The sequence below is a fragment of the Pedococcus sp. P5_B7 genome, assembly GCF_054049895.1.
Window position 1 is genome coordinate 332598 of record NZ_JBFULM010000008.1, and the last position, 19066, is coordinate 351663.

Sequence of the window (19066 nt, forward strand, 5' to 3'; positions counted from 1 at the left end):
CCACCTGTGCCAACCACGCGAAAACAGGCCAAACCGTGACAACCGCCGGGTGTGTGCCGAGGACATGTTCTGGCACGGTTGTGTGGCGAACCCGGACATGTCCGGCCCCCTCCGGTCGCCCTAGGGTTCTCCAGAACGCGACGGATCCCCCACCGTCGCACCGACCGCACGAGGAGGTGCCCGGTGCCCAGCGACGCCAGCGCGCCCACGGCAGGAGCACTGCTCCAGACCCGTGGGCTGACCAAGGAGTTCCGCGGGTTCCGCGCGGTCTCCGACGTCAGCCTCAGCGTCGCCGACGGCACCGTCCACGCGCTCGTCGGCCCCAACGGCGCTGGCAAGACCACCCTGTTCAACCTGCTCACCGGCTTCCTGTCGCCGACGTCGGGCCGGATCCTCTTCCGCGGCCAGGACATCACCGGCCGCCAGCCTGAGCAGATCGCCCACCTCGGGATCGCCCGGTCGTTCCAGATCACCAGCCTGTTCGACCAGATGAGTGCCGTCGACCACGTGGAGCTGGCGCTCGCGTCCCCGACCGGGCTCGGCTACCGCTTCTGGCGGTCCTCCGCGCAGATGCGGCAGTTCCGCGACCGCGCCATGGACCTGCTCGACCAGGTCGGGCTGGCGGACCGCTCGGGCGCCGCGGCCGGGTCGCTGGCCTACGGGCAGAAGCGGGCCCTCGAGCTCGCCCTCGCGCTCGCGCTCGACCCGCAGCTGCTGCTCCTCGACGAGCCGACCGCAGGCATGGGCCTGGAGGACGTCGACCGCACCATCGCACTCGTCAAGAAGGTCTCGGAGGGACGCACCGTCGTGTTCGTCGACCACAACATGCACGTCGTCGGCTCGCTGGCCGACACCGTGACGGTGCTGCAGTCCGGTCAGGTGCTGGCCGAGGGCAGCTACGACCAGGTGCGCCACGACGAGCGCGTCGTCACCGCCTACCTCGGACAGGCGGGGTGACCCCGATGTCCGGAGCGATCCTCGAGGTCGATGGCCTGTCCGCGTGGTACGGCGAAGCGCGCGTCCTGACCGACGTCGACCTGCGCGTCGCGCCGGGCGAGGTCGTCACCCTCGTCGGACGCAACGGCGCAGGCAAGACGACGTTGCTGCGCTCGGTGATGGGCCTGCACCGGCAGGTCGAGGGCTCGGTCTCGTGGGCGGGCCAGGTGCTCGGGCGGTCGAGTGCCGACAAGCGGGCCAAGGCCGGCATCGGCTGGGTGCCCGACGACCGCGGGATCTACGCGACGCTCTCGGTCCAGGAGAACCTGCTCCTGCCCCCGATCACCAGCAAGGCCGACGCGTGGAGCCTCGAGCGCGTCTACGAGCAGTTCCCGGTGCTGCACGAGCGCCGTGACTTCCCCGGCACCAAGCTGTCGGGCGGTGAGCAGCAGATGCTCGCGATCGCCCGCGTCCTGCGGACGGGTTCGCGGTTGTTGCTCCTCGACGAGCCGTCCGAGGGACTCGCGCCGGTCATCGTCCAGCAGATCGGCGACATCATCCGCCAGATCAAGGACCAGGGCGTCTCGGTGCTCCTCGTCGAGCAGAACGTCACCTTCGCCTCCACCGTCGCCGACCGCCACTACCTGCTCGCGCAGGGCCGCGTCGTGGAGTCGCTCGACAACGAGTCCTTCCAGTCCCGCACCTCCGAGCTCCTCGAGTACCTCGGCATGTGACGCCGATCGAAAGCGCCCAGCCGCACCACATCCGCACGTCCGGCACCACACCCCAGGAGGGGAACATGCAGCGCACCACGTCCCGACAGACCCTGGCCGTCCTGGCCACTGCTGTCACCGGCAGCCTCGTGCTCGCCGCGTGCGGCGGGGCCGGCGGCCCCAGCTCCGGCGGCGGGAAGATCAGTGACGACAAGGTCGTCATCGGTCTGCTCAACGACCAGTCAGGCGTCTACAAGGACCTGTCCGGCCCGAACTCGAAGGTCGCCATCCAGATGGCGATCGACGACTACAAGGCCAAGTACGGCGACAAGGCCGTCGCCAAGAACATCGAGATCGTCTCGGCCGACCACCAGAACAAGCCGGACGTCGCCAACACCAAGGCGCAGGAGATGTACGACCGCGACAAGGCCGACATCATCCTCGACGTGCCGACCTCGTCGGCCGCGCTCGCCGTCGCGACGCAGGCCAAGGCGAAGAAGAAGCTGTTCATCGACATCGGCGCCGGCACCACCGCGCTGACCGGCGCCCAGTGCAACAAGTACACGTTCCACTGGGCCTACGACACCTACATGCTCGCGTCGGGCACCGGTGCGGCACTGGTCGAGGGTGGCGGCAAGAACTGGTCGATCGTCTACCCCGACTACGCCTTCGGTCAGGACATGACCAAGTCCTTCACCGCCGCCGTCGAGCGCGCCGGTGGCACGGTCCAGCAGAAGATCGCCACGCCCTTCCCCAACGAGAACTTCGCGACCTTCATCACCAAGGCCGGCTCGTCCAAGCCCGACGTCATCGGGATCATGGCCGCCGGTGGCGACCTCGTGAACTTCGTGAAGCAGTACAACCAGGCCGGGATGGCCGACAAGGCCAAGCTCGCCGTCGGCCTGATGTTCATCACCGACATCCACAGCCTGGGCGTCGACCAGTTCAAGGGCACCACGTTCACCGATGCGTGGTACTGGAACTTCGACGCGCAGAACAAGGCCTGGGCCGACAAGTTCAAGGCCAAGACCAACACCCGCCCGTCGTTCGCCCACGCCGGCAACTACTCGGCCGCCTTCAACTACCTCGAGGCCGTCCAGGCCGCTGGCACCGACAAGTCCGACGACATCGTCAAGCAGCTCGAGGGCAAGAAGATCAACGACATGTTCCTGCGCAACGGAGAGGTCCGCGCAGCCGACCACAACGTCATCCACGACGTATACCAGGTCAAGGTCAAGAGCAAGGACCAGGTCAAGGAGGACTGGGACTACGAGGAGGTCGTCAAGACCATCCCCGCCGCCGACGCCTACGGTCCTGCGAACACCGCCTGCAAGATGTGATGTCCGGTCACCGATGACGCACTACTGAGCCAGCACGGAGAGGTATGCCGCCCGCGCCCGCAGGCGGGCGGCATACCTCCCGGCGCCGGTGGCTCAGGGACACCGCACCGCACCGACCGCAACGGGAAGCCACATGACCGCCTTCATCCAGTACACGCTCCAGGGCCTGGCCCTCGGTGGCTTCTACGCGCTGGCCGCGCTGGGACTGGCCGTGATCTTCGGTGTCCTCGGAGTGGTCAACTTCAGCCACGGCGCCTGCTACATGCTCGGCGCGGTCGGCGCGGCCGTCCTGCTCGACGCCACCGGCCTCGGGTTCTGGTGGGCGCTGCCGCTCATGACGATCGCGATGTTCCTCTTCGGCGTGCTGATGGAGCGGCTGCTGGTCCAGTGGCTGTTGCGGCTCGACCCGCTCTACAACTTCCTGCTGACCTTCGGGCTCACGCTCCTGCTCGTCGACGTGGTCAAGCGCAAGTACGGCGTCTCCGGTCTGCCCTACCCGCTGCCGTCCGGGCTCGACGGCCGGATCACCGTCGGCTCGGTCTCGCTGTCGACCTACCAGGTGTTCGCCGCGGTCTTCTCGATCGTGGTCTGCCTCGCGGTCTGGCTGGTGCTCACCAAGACCCGCGTCGGCATGATCGTGCGCGCCTCCACCGAGGACGCCGAACGGTCCCGGGCGCTCGGCATCAACGTGAGCCGTTGGGTGACACCGGTTTTCGGCTTCGGCATCGCTCTGGCCGGGTTGGCCGGGGTGCTACGGGCGCCGACCGGGTCGGTCACCGCCGACATGGGCAGCTTCTTCATCATCATCCTGTTCGCCGTGGTCGTGATCGGCGGGCTCGGCTCGATCCTCGGCGCCGTCGTCGCCGGCTTCCTGGTGGGCCTCGTCGAGGCCTACGGCCAGGGGTATGCCGGTCGGTTCAGCCAGGTGTTCATCTTCATGTTGATGGCGTTGGTGATCCTGGTCCGGCCCTCCGGGCTGTTCGGGCGAGAGGAGGCCGCATCATGAGCTCACAGCTGGAGAACAAGGTCGACGTCGAGCTGCCGGCCGGTCCGGTGGTCACGGAGCGTCGTCCCGCCATCCGCTGGGCGATGCTGGCGGTCGGCCTGCTGGTGACGCTCGCGCTGCCCTGGTTCATCTACCCGCCGGTGGCGATGGACATCGCCGCGTGGGCGCTGTTCGCCATCTCGGTCGACCTGCTGCTCGGCTACACGGGGCTCCTGTCGTTCGGGCACGCCGCCTTCTGGGGCACCTCGGCCTACACGACCGGCCTCATCGCCACCCACTTCGGCGTGCCCTTCCCGCTGGCCGTCCTCGGCGGCGCCGTCGCCGCGATGGTGCTGGCCGCGCCGATCGGCTACCTGTCCGTGAAGCGCACCGGCATCTACTTCGCCATGGTGACGCTGGCCTTCGCGCAGATGGTCTACTTCATCGCCAACCAGTGGCGCTCGGTCACCGGTGGCGAGAACGGGCTGCAGGGCATCCCGAAGAACCTCGGCCCCGCCACCGACACCATCAACGCCGACTCGTTCTACTTCTACTACTCGGCGCTGCCGATCATCCTGCTCGGGGTGTTCATCGCCTGGCGCACCGTCAACAGCCCGTTCGGACGGGTGCTCGTCGCGATCCGCGACAACCCGGCCCGGGCCAGGGCCCTGGGGTACGACGTCGAGCGATACAAGATCATGGCGTTCGTGCTGTCGGCCGGGCTCGCCGGTGGCGTCTTCTCGATCAGCCACGGGTTCGCGTCGTTGCAGGAGCTCATCTGGACCACCTCCGGCAAGGTCGTGCTCATCACCGTCCTGGGCGGGATCGGCACCCTGTGGGGAGCGGTCGTCGGCGCTGCCCTCGTGGTGACCCTCGAGGACCAGCTGGCGTCGTCGGGCTTCAACGGCATCGGCATCGTGACCGGCGCGATCTTCGTGATCATCGTGCTGGCGTTCCGGCACGGCATCTGGGGCACGGCCCGCAACGGGCTCAACTCCTGGCTCCGGAAGCGCCGTCACGTGCGCGACCTCTGACCCCCCGCCGCCCCTTTATCGGGTTTAGGGACTTGGTTGTGCTTCACCCGAGAAGGGAAGTCGGGTGAAGCGCAACATTCCCCCTAAACCCGATAAAGGTGCGCGTCGGAGGAAGGGCTTGACCCTCACGCGGCGTGAGGCGTCACAGTGGTCGCATGACCGAGCGGACACAGACGCTGCTCACCGTGGGGCAGGTGGCCGAGCGGCTCGACGTCACGGTGCGGACCTTGCACCACTACGACGAGATCGGGCTGCTCCGGCCGAGCGAGCGATCGCCGGCGGGCTACCGGCTGTACACGGCTGACGACCTCACCCGCCTGCAGCACGTGGTCGTCTACCGCCGCCTCGGGTTCGCCCTGGAGGAGATCGCACTCCTCCTCGACCACCCCGAGAGCGTCGAGCAGCACCTGCGTCGTCAGCGCGCAGCGGTCCAGCAACGGCTCGACGAGATGAGCGACCTCGTCACGGCCATCGACCGAGCACTGGAGAGAGAGATGAACGACGAACAAGCCACCGCCGAGGACCTGAAGGAGCTCTTCGGCGACGGGTTCGAGGACGCCCAGGCGGAAGCCGAGCAGCGGTGGGGTGACAGCGACGCGTGGCAGCAGTCGCAGCGCCGCACCAAGAACTACACCAAGGCCGACTGGGCAGCGGTGAAGGCCGAGAGCGACGCCCTGCACCAGGGGTTCACCGACGCGATGGACGCCGGCGAGCCGCCCACGAGCGCCGCGGCGATGGATGCCGCCGAAGCCCACCGGCGCAACATCAACGAGCGCTTCTACGACTGCTCGCCCCAGTTCCACCGCAACCTCGCGGACATGTACACGAGCGACCCGAGGTTCACGGCGACCTACGACGAGATCCGGCCCGGCATGGCGCTCTACGTCCGCGACGCGATCTACGCCAACGCCGACCGCCAGGAGCAGTAGATCGGGGGAGGCGCCGGGCAGCAGCGGCCCCGGCGCTGTCCTACGCTCGGACGATGGTGACTGGACCGGTCGGCTTCGCGGCCTTGTCGTGGCCGCTCCGCACCCGTCGCACGTCGCTGCGGCCGGTCGTCCCGGGCGACCGTGACGCGGTGCACTCCTACCGCAGCCGTGCGGACGTCACGACCTACCTCGGGCGCGGTCCGCTGACCCCGTCCGACGTCGACGAGCGCATCGCCGAGAACCTCGAGCGCTCCCAGCCCGGACACCCGAAACCGTTGCTGGGACTCGTGATCGAGGTGGAGGGCGCTGTGGTCGGGGACTGCATGGTCCGGTTCGAGCCCGACGACAACGGCATGCGGACGGCGTTCATCGGCTACACGCTCCACCCCGCGAGCGCCGGCCGGGGCCTGGCCACCGAGGTGGCCGAGGCGCTCGTGCGACTGTGCTTCAGCGAGCTCGGAGTGGTCATGGTGCAGGCCGACGTGTTCGTGCCCAACGTCGCGTCGCAACGGGTGCTGGAGAAGGTCGGGCTGCGTCAGATCGGGGTCACCGCCGCGGGCAGCGAGGGCGGGGGACACCCCCGCATGGACGACTACCTGTATGCCGTGACCGCGGCCGAGTGGGCCACCTCCGGATCGTCGTAGCCGGCTCGTCGTGACGGGGGTGGTGGGCGACGGCACCTCGACGCCTGACCGACCGTCAAGGCGCACCTGGGCCGACCCCGGTGTGCCGCGGGGCCGAGCCGGCCACGCGGCATACCTGTGCCGCTCGTCCGTCACACTGTCCGTCCCCTCAGCGACCCCGACTCGGCGGACTTCCCGACCGCGTTCGGTGTCGGTGACTTCACCGTCCTCGCCGCGGCTGTCGCCGCTCCGGCTCCTGCCGCCGCAGCCCGTCCGACCCTGCCGGAGACCGGCTCGGACAACCTGCCCCTGGCCGGCCTCGGTGCCGCCCTGGTGCTGGTCGGTGCGGGTGCCTACGGCGTCCGTCGCCGCACCTCCTGACCCACCCGCTCCACCCGCGGAGGTATGCCGCGTGGCCAGGCCGGCCGCGCGGCATACCTCGCCCGCATGCCCTGTCCGCCCGCTGGCCTAGGCTCGGCCCGTGACCGACGGACTCTTCATCGCCTTCGAGGGCGGCGACGGCGCCGGCAAGTCCACCCAGGTGGCCCTGCTGCGCGAAGCCCTCGAGGCCGCCGGTCGCACCGTGACGGTGACCCGTCAGCCCGGCGGCACCACGCTGGGTCGCGAGATCCGCGACCTCGTGCTCCACGGCGACCACGTCGCCCCGCGCGCCGAGGCCCTGCTGTTCGCCGCCGACAAGGCCCACCACGTCGACCAGCTCATCAAGCCGGCGCTCGACCGGGGCGAGGTCGTCCTCACCGACCGCTACACCGACTCCTCGGTGGCCTACCAGGGAGCGGGGCGCGATCTCGGCGCCCAGGAGATCCACGACCTCAACATGTGGGCGGTCGACGACCTGGTGCCCGACCTCACCGTGGTGGTCGACGTCTCGGCACAGGAGGGGCGGCGGAGGCGCGGCGACGTGCACGACCGGCTGGAGGCCGAGGAAGACACCTTCCACGAGGCGATCCGGGCCCACTACCTCGCGATGGCCCGGGGCAACCCGCAGCGCTATGTCGTCGTCGACGGCACGCTCAGCCCCGCCGAGATCCACGCACGGGTCGTCGACCGCCTGCGCGGCATGGGGGTCCTGCCGTGACCGTCTGGCGCGACGTCATCGGTCAGGACTCGGCGGTCGCTACGCTCCGGCGCGCGGTCACCGACCCCGCGTCGATGACGCACGCCTGGCTGCTGACCGGTCCGCCGGGGTCTGGGCGGTCCGTGGCGGCCCGCGCCTTCGCGGCCGCCCTGGAGTGTCCCCTCGACGGGTGCGGGGAGTGCCGCGAGTGCCGCACCGCGGTCGACGGCACCCACGCCGACGTCGACGTCATCGCCACCGAGGGGTTGTCGATCAAGGTCGAGCAGGCCCGTGAGCTGGCTGCCATGTCGGCGCTGCGACCCTCGGTCGGACCGTGGCGGGTGATCATCGTCGAGGACGCCGACCGCCTGACCGAGCGGGCGGCCGACGCGCTGCTCAAGGCGATCGAGGAGCCGGTGCCGCGCACCGTCTGGATCCTCTGCGCCCCCTCGCTCGAGGACGTCGTCATCACCCTTCGTTCGCGGTCGCGCCACGTGCGCCTGCGCACCCCTCCCGCCGAAGCGGTCGCCGAGCTCCTCCACCGCCGCGACGGTGTCGAGATGCCGATGGCCATGTACGCCGCGCGAGCGGCCCAGAGCCACGTCGGCCTCGCGCGCCGGCTGGCTCGGGACGAGGGTGCCCGCATCCGTCGCCGCGACGTGATCAGCCTCGCGGGGAGGATCCACGGCGTGGGCGACGCGATCGGCGCCGCCGCCGACCTCGCGTCCATCGCCGACGAGGAGTCCACGGCCGCCGCAGCCGAGCGCGACACCGCGGAGCGGCAAAGGCTGATGGAGGTGCTGGGGGCCGACCCCTCCGCGCGCACCCAGCCGCCCCACATCCGCAGCCAGCTCTCGGGCCTCGAGAAGGAGCAGAAGGCGCGGGCCACGCGACACTCCCGCGACGTGCTCGACCGGTCGCTCGTCGACCTCCTCTCGGTCTACCGCGACGCGTTGATCCTGCAGAGCGGAGCAGCCCTGGGGCTGGTCAACCAGGACAGCCTGCCGATCGTGCAGGGCGTCGCCCGGTCGATGAGCTCGGAGCAGCTGCTCCAGGCGATGGACGCCATCGGCACCGCCCGCGAGCGCATCGGTCTCAACGTCGCGCCCCTGCTCGCCCTGGAGGCCATGGCGATCTCGCTGCGCGTGCCGCGGTGAGTGCTCCCCAGCAGCTCGGGATACGGTCGACCGCATGACTGCGAGGCGACGAGTCCTGGTAGCCGCGGCAGCCGCTCTGTCGATGGGGCTGTCAATGGGGCTGACCGGCTGCTCCCTGGTGCCCGGTGGCGACTCCGGGCCCGCCGTCACGCCACTGCCGAGCACCGCACGCACGCCCCCGGCCGGGTCCGAGGCGCTCGCGAAGTTCTACGGGCAGACGTTGGCCTGGAAGGGCTGCGTCGTCGGGGAGTGCGCCGGCCTGTCCGTCCCGCTGGACTACGCCAAGCCCGACGGCCCGGCGATCAGTGTGCAGGTGGTGCGGATGCGCGCCACGAAGAAGGCGCAGCGGCTCGGCTCCCTCGTCGTGAACCCCGGGGGTCCCGGTGCATCGGGCATCGACTACGCCCGCGCCGCCGACATCATCGTCGGCAAGCCGGTGCGGCAGCGGTTCGACGTCGTCGGGTTCGACCCTCGGGGCGTGCAGCGCTCCAGCCCGGTCGACTGCCTGTCCGACCAGGAGATGGACGGCTTCCTCGCCCAGGACCCCACGCCCGACGACTCGGGCGAGGTGGACAAGTACCTCGGCTCGATGAAGGTGCTCGCCGAGGGATGCCTCCAGCGCACCGGCCCCCTGCTCGGCCACATCTCCACCGAGGAGACGGCCAAGGACATGGACATCCTGCGGTCGGCCCTCGGCGACGCCAAGCTCAACTACCTCGGCAAGTCCTACGGCACGCAGCTCGGGGCGGTCTACGCCGGGCTGTTCCCCCAGCTGGTCGGGCGGTTCGTCCTCGACGGTGTGCTCCCTCCGGACCTCACCTGGACGGAGACGGCCGTCGGCCAGGCAGAGGGTTTCGAGCGTGCAGCGCACTCCTGGGCCAGGGACTGCGTCAGGCGGGGCAATTGCCCCCTCGGCGGCTCCGAGTCCGAGGTGATGTCAGGGCTGGGCGACCTGTTGAAGCGGCTCGACACCACTCCCGTGCCGATGCGCGACCGGCGGGAGTCCGAGCTCACCGAGGGCTGGGCGACCCTCGGCGTCGCCCAGGCGATGTACGACACCCGGTTGTGGAAGCCGCTCACCGAGGCGTTGCGCCAGGTCGTCACCCAGGACACCGGCACCAAGCTGATGCTGCTCTCCGACGAGTACGCCCGGCGCAACCCCACCGGCAAGTACACCTCCAACCTGCTCGAGGCGTTCTACTCCATCAGCTGCCTCGACAACCCGGGTAGCCCTGACCCGAAGTACTACGAGGACCTCGTCGCCAAGGCCAGCGTCAAGGCCCCCGTCTTCGGCCCGGCCCTGGCCTGGGGTGCGGCCACGTGCAGCAGCTGGCCGGTCAAGGCCGGCAGCGGTCCACGCAAGATCAGCGCGGAGGGCAGCGGCCCGATCGTCGTGATCGGCACGACCCGCGACCCCGCGACCCCCTACGAGTGGGCGGTGCGCGAGCGTGACCAGCTCGCCAACGCGCGGCTGCTGACCTTCGACGGCGACGGCCACACGGCCTACACCCAGTCCAACAAGTGCATCGACAACGCCGTCAACGACTACTACACCAAGGGCAAGGTCCCCGCCGACAACACGCGGTGCTGAACGAACTGCCCGCTGAGGTATGCCGGGTGGTCACCTCGGCGGTGACCACCCGGCATACCCCTTGGCTGAGTCGGGCTGCGGCTCCCCTCAGCGGAAGGCGTAGACGACGGTGACCGTCACGCCGACGTTCTCGCTACCTGGCTGGATCGGCACCGGTGACGCGCTGTCCTTGCTGGCCATGGCGCGGACGTCGTAGGCCACCGGCGGCGGGTCGGAGATGGTCTCGGAGATGCTGACGAYGGCGCCGAGGTCACGTCCGGAGGCCTTGGCGTACTGCTCGGCCTTGGTCTTGGCGTTGGCGACCGCGCGGTCGCGGGCGGTGCTGAGGAGCTTGCCGTTGTCCTCGAGGTCGAGGCTGATCCCGTTGACCTGCACGGCATTTCCACCCGCGGTGACGGCCGCGGAGATCGCGTTGCCCGACTTGCCGAGGTTGCGCAGCGTGGCGGTGACGCCCTCGCTGACGGTGTAGCCCTTGACGACCGGGTTGCCGTTGGTGGGGTAGGAGTACTCGGGCTGGACCTGGAGGTTGGAGGTCTGGATGTCCTTGCCGGCCACGCCGTTCCTCGTCAGGGAGGACTGGACGCGGGCGGTGATCGAGTTGGCCGACTCCAGGGCCTTGGCGACCGTGTCGGCGCGAGTCTGGACGCTGAGGTCGAGGCGCAGCGTGTCGGGCTTGCCGGCCACCTCCGAGGTGCCGGTGACCGTGATGCCGGGGGTGCTGGCCGGATAGCCGGGAGTGCCAGGGTTGGTGGCGATCGGGTAGGAGACGAGTGGTGCGGCCGAGGCTTCCCGGCCGGAGTGGGAGCCGACCCAGAAGGCCGCTCCGAGCATCGCCGCGGTCGCCGCGGCGACCGCTCCACGGGACATCTGCTGGGTGCTCATGGGGGTGGGACGGTGTGCCGCGTGGCTCGGTTCCGTGGCAGGTTCGCCGGGGCCCTCGGGCCGGTTCGGAAATCTGCCGGGTCATCCGTATACTCATCGTCCGTGCCTTCGGGCACCCGCCGCCTTAGCTCAGTCGGCCAGAGCGATTCACTCGTAATGAATAGGTCATCGGTTCGATTCCGATAGGCGGCTCAGCACGAAACGGCTCCCCACCTGCACCAACAGGTCGGGAGCCGTTTCCTTTCTCCACGCGGCCGTAGACTCGCGGCATGTCGGGTGACAGGCGCTCCAGGACAGCTCGGCGCACCCGCTCCGCCGGATCACATCGCGCACCGAGCAGGCGACCCCCAACCCTGCTGCGGTGGGTCGCGAACCTGGCCGCGCTGGCAAGCGGGACAGCCATTGGCTTGGCTGCCTTCGCCCTCCTCGGGATCGGGCCCTTCCACGATCCCCCAGGCCGTTTCGAGCGGCCGGCACCCACCGAGGTCGCCGAGCCCAGCGCGACAGACGCATCGTCCGGGGATGCGGCCAACTCCGCCGTGCCGGCCCCCAAACAAACCGCGGCACGTCCGCGGGCACTGCCCCTCGGACCGCGAACGCTCAGCACCGTCTCAGCAGGGACCACCCAGGTGATCGTGGTCCGCGGAGCGGGACCGACGTCGAGCGCAGCCACTGTCGAGTTCTACCAAGACGTCGATGCCAGCTGGCTCCGCGTGGCCGCATGGCAGGGACACGTCGGGAAGGAGGGCTGGGCCACCCGTCACGTGGAAGGAGACCTCAAGACCCCCGTGGGTGCCTTCGCCCTGAGCGACGCTGGCGGCCGCAAACCCAACCCCGGATCAGACCTGCCGTACCACCGGTCGACAGCCTTCCTGCCCCCTCCCAGGCAACCGGGTTTTGGTGACTCGATGGCCGACGCGTTCGACTACGTCATCGCCGTCGACTACAACCGTGTCCCCGGCAGGTCACCCCTGGACGTCGCGCGTCCGATGGGCGCCCAACGCGGGGGCGGCATCTGGCTGCACGTCGACCACGACGGGCCCACGCACGGCTGCATATCAATACCCGAAGCGGGTCTGCGCTACCTGTTGCTTCACCTCAGGGTCGAGGCGAGTCCCGTCGTCGTCATGGGCGACCCGGCCCATCTCAAGCTGTGACGCAGCGGTGGCTCCGGCGGTAGCAGCGGCGACGGAGCACGATTGAAGAGGTGTCTCTCCTCTTGGAGGCCGGTCGACCTGCAGTTCAGACCAAGTCTTTACCCAACGGACGAGGCCAACTCCATCCCTGCCGGGCCACACTGACCCGGTTCGCCCCCGGCCACCCCGGAGCGCGGACGCCTGCAGCTCAGGAGGACCTGCAGGACGACTGAAGGGACACCACCGTGACCAGACCACGCGCTACGCGCCGCGGCCTCACGACGATCGCTGGGATTGCTGCGGCAGGACTTGTCGCAGCAGCCACCGCCCCCATGGCGGGCGCAGCCCCCGGAGACCGCGCAGGAAATGACAAGGCCCCCACCGCCCTGTCCGCTCAGGGCAAGATCAAGCAGGCCAAGGCGAACGACAAGCTCGGTCAGCACGACCGCGAGCTGCTCACCCGGGCTCAGCACAAGGGCACCCCGCGGGTGACCATCATGGTCGCCACCGGCAAGGGCCAGGCGACGGCGACAGCCAAGAGCATCAAGGCCGCCGGCGGTTGGGTCGCCAAGGTCAGCGACAAGTACGGCTACGTCAGCGCCAGCGTGCCGACCGGCCAGGTCGACGCACTGGCCAAGTCCGCGGCCGTCCTGGCGGTCGACCTCAACGAGTCGATCCCCCTTCCGAAGCCCGAGGCGGAGAAGCCCTCCGCCGCATCCCTGGCAGCGCCGCAGCCGGCGCCCGGCGCCAGCACTCCGGACAACAACCCCTACATGCCGACCCGCGACATCGGGTCCATCGCCTTCAAGAGCGCCCACAACACCTGGGACGGTCGTGGCACCACCATCGGCGTCATCGACTCCGGTGTCGACCTGGACCACCCGGCCCTGCAGACGACCAGCACCGGCGAGCGCAAGATCGTCGACTGGGTGACGGGCACCGACCCGCTGCTCGAGAGCGACGGGTCCTGGCGCGCGATGCTCACCACCGTCACCGGCCCGACCTTCACGATCAGCGGTGCCGGCACGTGGACCGCGCCCGCAGGCAGCTACAAGTTCCAGCGCGTGTCCGAGAGCATCTCCCTCAACGACGAGGCGGGCGGTGACTTCAACCGTGACGGCGACACGACCGACCGTTGGGGCATCCTCTACAACGAGACCACGCACGACATCTGGGTCGATGCCAACCAGGACCAGACCTTCGCGGCGGCAGAGAAGATGCGGCCCTACAAGGAGAACTTCGACATCGGGCACTTCGGCACGGACAACCCGGCGACCGCGATTGCCGAGTCCATGCCGTTCGTCGTCGAGTACCGCGAGGACGTCAGCCTGGCCCCGGCCGGCCTGCCGGGCACCGCTGACTTCGTCAACATCGGCGTCGTCGAGGCCGCCCACGGCACCCACGTCGCCGGCATCTCGGCCGGACACGGGCTGTTCGGCGGTGCGATGGACGGTCAGGCGCCCGGCGCCAAGATCGTCTCGACCCGGGCCTGCTCGTGGGGCGGTGGCTGTACCGCGGTCGCGCTGACCGACGGGATGGTCGACCTCGCCGAGAACCGCGGTGTGGACGTGATCAACATGTCGATCGGTGGCCTGCCGGCCCTCAACGACGGCAACAACGCCCGGGCGCGGCTCTACGACGCCCTGATCGACGGTGGCGTCCAGCTCGTCATCTCGGCAGGCAACAGTGGTCCCGGCATCAACACGATCGGTGACCCGTCGGTGGCCTCCAAGGTCGTCAGCGTCGCCTCCTCGGTCACCAAGGAGACCTGGCTGTCGAACTACGGCGCCGAGGTCTCGTCTGACCTTGCCCTGCACAACTACTCCTCGCGCGGCCCGCGTGAGGACGGCGGCTTCAAGCCCAACGTGATGGCTCCCGGATCGGCGGTCTCCTCGATCCCGACCTGGCAGCCCGGCGGAGCGGTCCCGGAGACCGGCTACTCACTCCCGCCCGGCTACGCGCACTTCAACGGCACGTCGATGGCCTCCCCGCAGACCGCGGGTGGCGTGGCGCTGCTGCTCTCGGCCGCCAAGGCCACCGGCGTGCAGGTGACCACTCGTCAGCTGCGTGACTCGCTCTACAGCTCGGCCGACTACGCCAACAACGTCGAGGCCATCGGCCAGGGCGCGGGACAGGTCGACATCCCCGGCGCGTGGGAGCTGCTCAAGACCAAGCCGTTCGCGCAGGACATCACGACGACGGCGCCGGTCTGCACCCCGATCTCGGAGCTGCTGGCCACGCCCAACCAGGGCCCTGGCGTCTACAACCGCTGCGACGCGGCTCACGGCGGCCAGGTCTCGGGCGAGTCCAAGACGTACATCGTCAAGGCGACCCGCACCAGCGGCGCGAACGGCAGGGTGGCGCACACCGTGCGCCTCGTCGGCAACGACGGCACGTTCTCGCTGCCGACCACCAGCCGGCCGCTGCCCAAGGGCGAGTCGGTCGACATCCCGGTCAAGGCACGGACGAGCACTCCGGGCACCCACTCGGCGATCCTCGAGATCGACGACCCGGCGACCAAGGTCGTCGACCAGCGGGTGCTCCTGACCGTGGTCCTCTCGCAGGACCTCGTGGCACCGTCCTACGCCAAGACCACTTCCGGCTCGGTCGAGCGCAACCTCACGAAGAAGTTCTACGTGACGGTCCCGGAGGGCGCCAAGGCCCTGCAGGTCAACCTCAGCGGTGTGCAGGCGGGTAGCCAGGTTCGCTGGATCGCCTTCAACCCGTACGGCGTTCCGGTCGAGTCCACGTCGTCGTTGGTGTGCTTCACCAACTTCAGCGACCCGTCGTGCAACAGCACGTCGCGGTCGTACGCCAACCCGTTGCCGGGCATCTGGGAGATGGAGATCGAGGCGCGGCGCACCACGCCGACCCTCGCCAACCCGTTCACCATCGCGGCTGCGGTCCAGGGCGTGGTCGTCGACCCGGCGTCCCAGACCCTCGCCTCGGTGACGGCGGGCCAGCCGGCTCCGGTGTCGTGGACGGTGACGAACCAGTTCGGTCAGGTCACCGCCACGCCGCAGGGCGGGGTCCTCGGCAGCGCGGTCTCCGGTCGCAAGACCATCGCCAACCACGAGGTGCAGGAGTTCCAGGTCGTCGTGCCTGCGGGCGCCACGCGCCTCACGGCGACGATCGGGAAGCCGTCCGACCAGGGCGCCGACCTCGACCTGTTCGTCCTGCGCGGCGGCGCCGTCGTCGCCCAGCAGGCCGACGGTGACTCCGAGGAGTCGGTGACGATCACCAACCCGGTGGCGGCCACCTACACCGTGCGGGTCGACGGCTACGCCGTCCCGAGCGGCAGCACCGACTACGACTACCTCGATGTGTTCTTCAGTCCCGCGCTCGGTTCGTTGACGGTCCCCGCGACCGCCCTCGACCTCGCGCCCGGTGCCTCGGCACCGGTCACGGGCCAGATCACGGCGAACGCAGCACCCGCTGCAGGTCGTCAGCTCTTCGGTGAGATGCGTGTCCTCTCTGGCCAGGGCGCGGTGCTCGGCACCGGCTCGGTCGTGGTCGGCTCCGTCACCCCGTAGCTCGCCTCACCACTGGACCCCGCGACCGTCATGGCCGCGGGGTCCAGTCGTCCCGCCCAGGCATGGCGTGCGGCCGGCCGAGGCCCGGCGGCCGCGACGCATGGGTCTCGCCGCGGCATACCAAGGGGTCAGCGCTCCAGCACCTCGTCCACCCAGAGGGGCTGCCCCTGCTGGCAGGTGGTCACCAGGTCCTCCATCACGGCCCCGCGGACGGTGACCGTGTCTCCGGCCTTGAGCCCGGACGTCTGGCCCACGAGCAGCCACGAGCCTTCCGCCTCCGTCAGGGTCAGGCAGCCGGCCTCCGCCCCGTCGGCGATGGTGCCACGGACGGTGACCACGCGCCCACGGCCCGACGGTGAGGTGGGGGTGAGGTCCTCGGTGAAGGAATCAGTGGGTGTGGACGTCGGCGAGCTGGACGATGCCGGCGGGGGAGTGGTCGGACTCGCGCCACGCCCGGGAGTGTCCCCTGCTGCGCCGCAGCCGGCGGTCGCCAGCAGCAGGCACCCCAGCAGCACCATCCGTGTTGTCACCACCCCATCCTCACCTGCGTCGCGGACCGGGACAACGGGTCCTCCCTGCCCACTCAGAGCTGGGTGTTGAGGTAGCCCTGCAGCTGCGCCACGGTCCGGGTGTTCCACGTCCGCGCGCCATCGGTCGCGATGCCCAGGTAGAGCTGGAGGGCCCGCGCGGACGCGGGACCCCACACCCCGTCGGCCGTCGTGCCGATCCTGGACTGCAATTCCCGGATCGTCGTCGAGCTGAGCGAACCGGTGACGGTGACGCCGAGCCAGCGCTGCAGTGCCGAGATCGTCTGTGCACCGAGCGATCCGTCCAGCGCGACTCGAGGGCCGAGCAGCCCCTCGGCGGCCTTGGCGGTCAACACCCGCATGACAGCCGCCGCGACCTTGCCGCGGAACGCCGAGTCCGACGCGGCCCGCGCCTTCACCGCAGCCACCATCGCCGGGATGGTCGAGGCGTTGACGGTCAGGACCTCGTCGCCGCCGGCGTCGAGGAAGCGGACGGCGCGCTCGCCCGCCGACCACGCAGCAACGGCTCTGGCGTTGCCGAGGTCGTCGCTCATGACGACGCCGCGGAAGCCGAGGCTGGTGCGCAGCAGGCCGGTGACCACCGTGGGCGAGAAGACCGCCGGCCGCGATGCGTCGATCTTGGTGTAGATCGCCGACGACATCATGACGACCGGGACGCCGTTCGCGACCGCCGCCCTGAACGGCGCGATCGACCCGGACGCGCTCGTCGTGACGGTGTCCTTGACGCCCGCCGTCGTGTCGGTGTTGGCGGTCACGTAGCCCAGCCCCGGGAAGTGCTTGGCCGTCATCGCCAGGTCGACCGCTCGCTCGCCGGAGAGGAAGGCGCCGCCCTTGGCTGTCACGACGGTCGGCGTGTGGCCGAACTCCCTCTGCCAGTGGCCGATTGGCGCGTTGGTCGACGCAGTCGCCGCGGGCACGGTGTCGAGCACCGGGGCGAGGTCCATGTCCACGCCTGAGCGGCGCAGCTGCCGACCCCACCTGCGCGCCGACGACGTCAGCGTGGTCGTCGACCACGTCCCCATGGTGAGCGCGGTCGGCATCCGCGAGAAACCACTGCCCTGCAGCACCTGGACGTAACCGCCCTCCTGGTCCGTGCCGATCCACAGCGGGACGCTGGCCGTCGCGGGGCCCGTCGCCAGCCGCTCGAGGCGAGCAGTCAGCGCACGGATCGGTGCGGCGCCGGCGGTGGACCGGCCGGTGAGGATCACGTTGCCGACGTGGTAGGTCCCGATCGCAGTCGCCGCCGCGGAGGACAGGCCGGTGGCCGGCGTGCCGACCATGAACAGCTGGCCGATGCGCTGAGCGGTGCTCATCCGGAGGTATGCCGCCTGGGCCAGTTCTGCTGCCGTCGCCGCCTGCGCTCGAGGGACGGCGGGGGCGGCGACGGAGACCACCAGCGTGGCCAAGGCGATGGCGAGGCCACGGATCAGACGGGAACGGGTCCGCACGTGGACCACCACCTTGGCTCGAAGGAACGCCTCACCACTTCGACGCGCCGGAACCCGCAAAGGTTGTGCCCAGGGTGGCCGGCGTTGCCGATGCGGTCGTCGAAGGCACGACCGGGCTTGTCAGGCGCGCACGATCATGACCGGACACGGTGCCTCGTGGATGACGGTGTGGCTGACCGAGCCGAGCATCAGCCCTGCGAACCCGCCCCGTCCACGGCTGCCCACGACGATGAGCGCTGCGTGCGCCCCGAGCGGACTGAGGACGTGTCCCGCGCTCCCATAGAGGACCTCGGTCTCGATGGGTAGCTCCGGGAAGGCTGCCCGCGCCCGTTCGGCAGCGCCCTGGACGGTGTCCTCCGCGTGGGTGCGCACCGCATTCGTGTGCTCGGTGCCGGCACTGGAGCTCTCGACGTACGCCTGCGCATCCGAGGAGAAGGAGCCATGGGCCACGTGGACGATGTGCAGGGCAGCGCCGGAGATCGCGGCCATCTCGGCCGCGAGGTCCACGGCACGCTCCGAGGGCTGCGACGCGTCCACGCCCACGATGACTCGATGGTCGGGGTCTGGGTGGGCTGGATGGTCGGCGCGCACCACCACGGCTGGACACGCAGCGTGGGCGGTGACGGCGAAGGCGACCGAGCCCAACACCCCCGCCGCCAGCGGGCCGCGGCCCCTATTACCGGTGACGACGATGTCGGCGTCCTTGGATGCGTGGACCAGCTCGGCGGCAGGGGAACCGACGGCGAGCAGACCAGCGACGCGTGAAGCATCCGTCACGAGCTTCTGGGCGCGGGCGACGCCCTCGGCCAACACCTCTCGGCCGGCTTCGGCGACCGACTCAGGGAGCCGAGAGACGTCGTATGCCTGTGCGAGGGGTGACGCGACGTCAACGGTGTGCAGCACCGTCAGGGTCGTGCCCCACGCCAGTGCCGTCGCGGCAGCCCATTCCACGGCTGCAACGGAGCTGGGGGAGTCGTCGTACCCGACGACGATCCCCTTGGGCTGGTGGTTCGTTGACTGGTCGACCATGACGCGCCTCCGAGGCTGTGAGTCAGCTGGTTCGCCGGACTGCTGGACTGTCGTCCGGCCTGCTCAGAGCATCCGGCTGCGCGCGGGAAAGGGGGAGGGTCGGA

The 19066-nt window shown here is 70.0% G+C and carries 17 protein-coding genes and 1 tRNA gene; 14 read left to right on the top strand and 4 right to left on the bottom strand.

The features are described from left to right. Nucleotides 1–183: 183 nt before the first annotated feature. From ACXJKD_RS18660 to ACXJKD_RS18710, 11 genes are all read left to right on the top strand, one after another. The gene (locus ACXJKD_RS18660; RefSeq protein ID WP_457256336.1) at nucleotides 184–957 is read left to right on the top strand and encodes an ABC transporter ATP-binding protein; all 774 of its coding nucleotides are present in this window, start codon (nucleotides 184–186) and stop codon (nucleotides 955–957) included. 5 nt (nucleotides 958–962) lie between these two features. Continuing rightward, nucleotides 963–1670: an ABC transporter ATP-binding protein gene (locus tag ACXJKD_RS18665; protein WP_457256337.1), complete on the top strand. Its 708-nt coding sequence runs from the start codon at nucleotides 963–965 to the stop codon at nucleotides 1668–1670. 65 nt (nucleotides 1671–1735) lie between these two features. Next, nucleotides 1736–2989 (top strand): ABC transporter substrate-binding protein, encoded by a 1254-nt coding sequence (locus ACXJKD_RS18670; RefSeq protein ID WP_457256339.1) that lies wholly within the window; start codon nucleotides 1736–1738, stop codon nucleotides 2987–2989. A gap of 133 nt (nucleotides 2990–3122) precedes the next feature. After that, nucleotides 3123–3995 carry a branched-chain amino acid ABC transporter permease gene (locus ACXJKD_RS18675; RefSeq protein ID WP_457256340.1) on the top strand — a complete coding sequence of 291 codons (873 nt, stop codon included), beginning with the start codon at nucleotides 3123–3125 and terminating at the stop codon, nucleotides 3993–3995. Further along, nucleotides 3992–5008: a branched-chain amino acid ABC transporter permease gene (locus tag ACXJKD_RS18680; RefSeq protein WP_457256342.1), complete on the top strand. Its 1017-nt coding sequence runs from the start codon at nucleotides 3992–3994 to the stop codon at nucleotides 5006–5008. The genes ACXJKD_RS18675 and ACXJKD_RS18680 overlap by 4 nt, the downstream gene beginning before the upstream one ends. A gap of 155 nt (nucleotides 5009–5163) precedes the next feature. Next, entirely contained in the window at nucleotides 5164–5937 is a 774-nt protein-coding gene (locus ACXJKD_RS18685; protein ID WP_457256343.1) for a MerR family transcriptional regulator, read from the top strand. Nucleotides 5938–5990: 53 nt separating this feature from the next. Continuing rightward, nucleotides 5991–6581: a GNAT family N-acetyltransferase gene (locus ACXJKD_RS18690; RefSeq protein WP_457256344.1), complete on the top strand. Its 591-nt coding sequence runs from the start codon at nucleotides 5991–5993 to the stop codon at nucleotides 6579–6581. A 117-nt stretch (nucleotides 6582–6698) separates the two neighbouring features. Then, entirely contained in the window at nucleotides 6699–6941 is a 243-nt protein-coding gene (locus ACXJKD_RS18695; protein ID WP_457256346.1) for an LPXTG cell wall anchor domain-containing protein, read from the top strand. Nucleotides 6942–7041: 100 nt separating this feature from the next. Then, entirely contained in the window at nucleotides 7042–7659 is a 618-nt protein-coding gene (gene tmk / locus ACXJKD_RS18700; RefSeq protein WP_457256347.1) for a dTMP kinase, read from the top strand. Beyond that, entirely contained in the window at nucleotides 7656–8795 is a 1140-nt protein-coding gene (locus ACXJKD_RS18705; protein ID WP_457256349.1) for a DNA polymerase III subunit delta', read from the top strand. The genes tmk and ACXJKD_RS18705 overlap by 4 nt, the downstream gene beginning before the upstream one ends. A gap of 34 nt (nucleotides 8796–8829) precedes the next feature. After that, nucleotides 8830–10386: an alpha/beta hydrolase gene (locus tag ACXJKD_RS18710; RefSeq protein WP_457256351.1), complete on the top strand. Its 1557-nt coding sequence runs from the start codon at nucleotides 8830–8832 to the stop codon at nucleotides 10384–10386. A gap of 87 nt (nucleotides 10387–10473) precedes the next feature. Here ACXJKD_RS18710 and ACXJKD_RS18715 read toward each other — a convergent pair whose 3' ends face one another. Continuing rightward, complete coding sequence (locus ACXJKD_RS18715) at nucleotides 10474–11268, bottom strand: SIMPL domain-containing protein (RefSeq protein ID WP_457256352.1); 795 nt, start codon at nucleotides 11266–11268, stop codon at nucleotides 10474–10476. Between the two features lie 118 nt (nucleotides 11269–11386). Between ACXJKD_RS18715 and ACXJKD_RS18720 the strand changes: the two genes are divergently transcribed. From ACXJKD_RS18720 to ACXJKD_RS18730, 3 genes are all read left to right on the top strand, one after another. Continuing rightward, nucleotides 11387–11460: transfer RNA gene (locus ACXJKD_RS18720), tRNA-Thr, on the top strand. A gap of 443 nt (nucleotides 11461–11903) precedes the next feature. Beyond that, the gene (locus ACXJKD_RS18725) at nucleotides 11904–12425 is read left to right on the top strand and encodes a L,D-transpeptidase family protein (RefSeq protein WP_457256353.1); all 522 of its coding nucleotides are present in this window, start codon (nucleotides 11904–11906) and stop codon (nucleotides 12423–12425) included. A 224-nt stretch (nucleotides 12426–12649) separates the two neighbouring features. Next, nucleotides 12650–15937, top strand: a complete 3288-nt coding sequence (locus ACXJKD_RS18730) for a S8 family serine peptidase (RefSeq protein ID WP_457256354.1) — start codon at nucleotides 12650–12652, stop codon at nucleotides 15935–15937. 128 nt (nucleotides 15938–16065) lie between these two features. On the opposite strand, the gene ACXJKD_RS18735 is transcribed toward ACXJKD_RS18730, so the two are convergent. The 3 genes from ACXJKD_RS18735 to ACXJKD_RS18745 all read right to left on the bottom strand — a co-directional run bounded on the left by ACXJKD_RS18735 (nucleotide 16066) and on the right by ACXJKD_RS18745 (nucleotide 18962). After that, entirely contained in the window at nucleotides 16066–16467 is a 402-nt protein-coding gene (locus ACXJKD_RS18735) for a hypothetical protein (RefSeq protein ID WP_457256356.1), read from the bottom strand. A gap of 53 nt (nucleotides 16468–16520) precedes the next feature. Beyond that, nucleotides 16521–17933 (bottom strand): glycoside hydrolase family 3 N-terminal domain-containing protein, encoded by a 1413-nt coding sequence (locus ACXJKD_RS18740; RefSeq protein ID WP_457256358.1) that lies wholly within the window; start codon nucleotides 17931–17933, stop codon nucleotides 16521–16523. 120 nt (nucleotides 17934–18053) lie between these two features. After that, on the bottom strand, nucleotides 18054–18962 hold the full coding sequence (locus tag ACXJKD_RS18745) for a universal stress protein (protein ID WP_457256360.1): 909 nt from the start codon (nucleotides 18960–18962) through the stop codon (nucleotides 18054–18056). Between the last annotated feature and the right edge of the window lie 104 nt (nucleotides 18963–19066).

Bases quoted from the DNA above. Each gene is read 5' to 3' on its own strand.
- ACXJKD_RS18670 (WP_457256339.1), top strand. From the start codon at position 1,736: ATGCAGCGCACCACGTCCCGACAGACCCTGGCCGTCCTGGCCACTGCT.
- ACXJKD_RS18680 (WP_457256342.1), top strand. From the start codon at position 3,992: ATGAGCTCACAGCTGGAGAACAAGGTCGACGTCGAGCTGCCGGCCGGT.
- ACXJKD_RS18690 (WP_457256344.1), top strand. From the start codon at position 5,991: ATGGTGACTGGACCGGTCGGCTTCGCGGCCTTGTCGTGGCCGCTCCGC.
- ACXJKD_RS18745 (WP_457256360.1), bottom strand. From the start codon at position 18,962: ATGGTCGACCAGTCAACGAACCACCAGCCCAAGGGGATCGTCGTCGGG.
- ACXJKD_RS18710 (WP_457256351.1), top strand. From the start codon at position 8,830: ATGACTGCGAGGCGACGAGTCCTGGTAGCCGCGGCAGCCGCTCTGTCG.
- ACXJKD_RS18665 (WP_457256337.1), top strand. From the start codon at position 963: ATGTCCGGAGCGATCCTCGAGGTCGATGGCCTGTCCGCGTGGTACGGC.
- ACXJKD_RS18685 (WP_457256343.1), top strand. From the start codon at position 5,164: ATGACCGAGCGGACACAGACGCTGCTCACCGTGGGGCAGGTGGCCGAG.
- ACXJKD_RS18675 (WP_457256340.1), top strand. From the start codon at position 3,123: ATGACCGCCTTCATCCAGTACACGCTCCAGGGCCTGGCCCTCGGTGGC.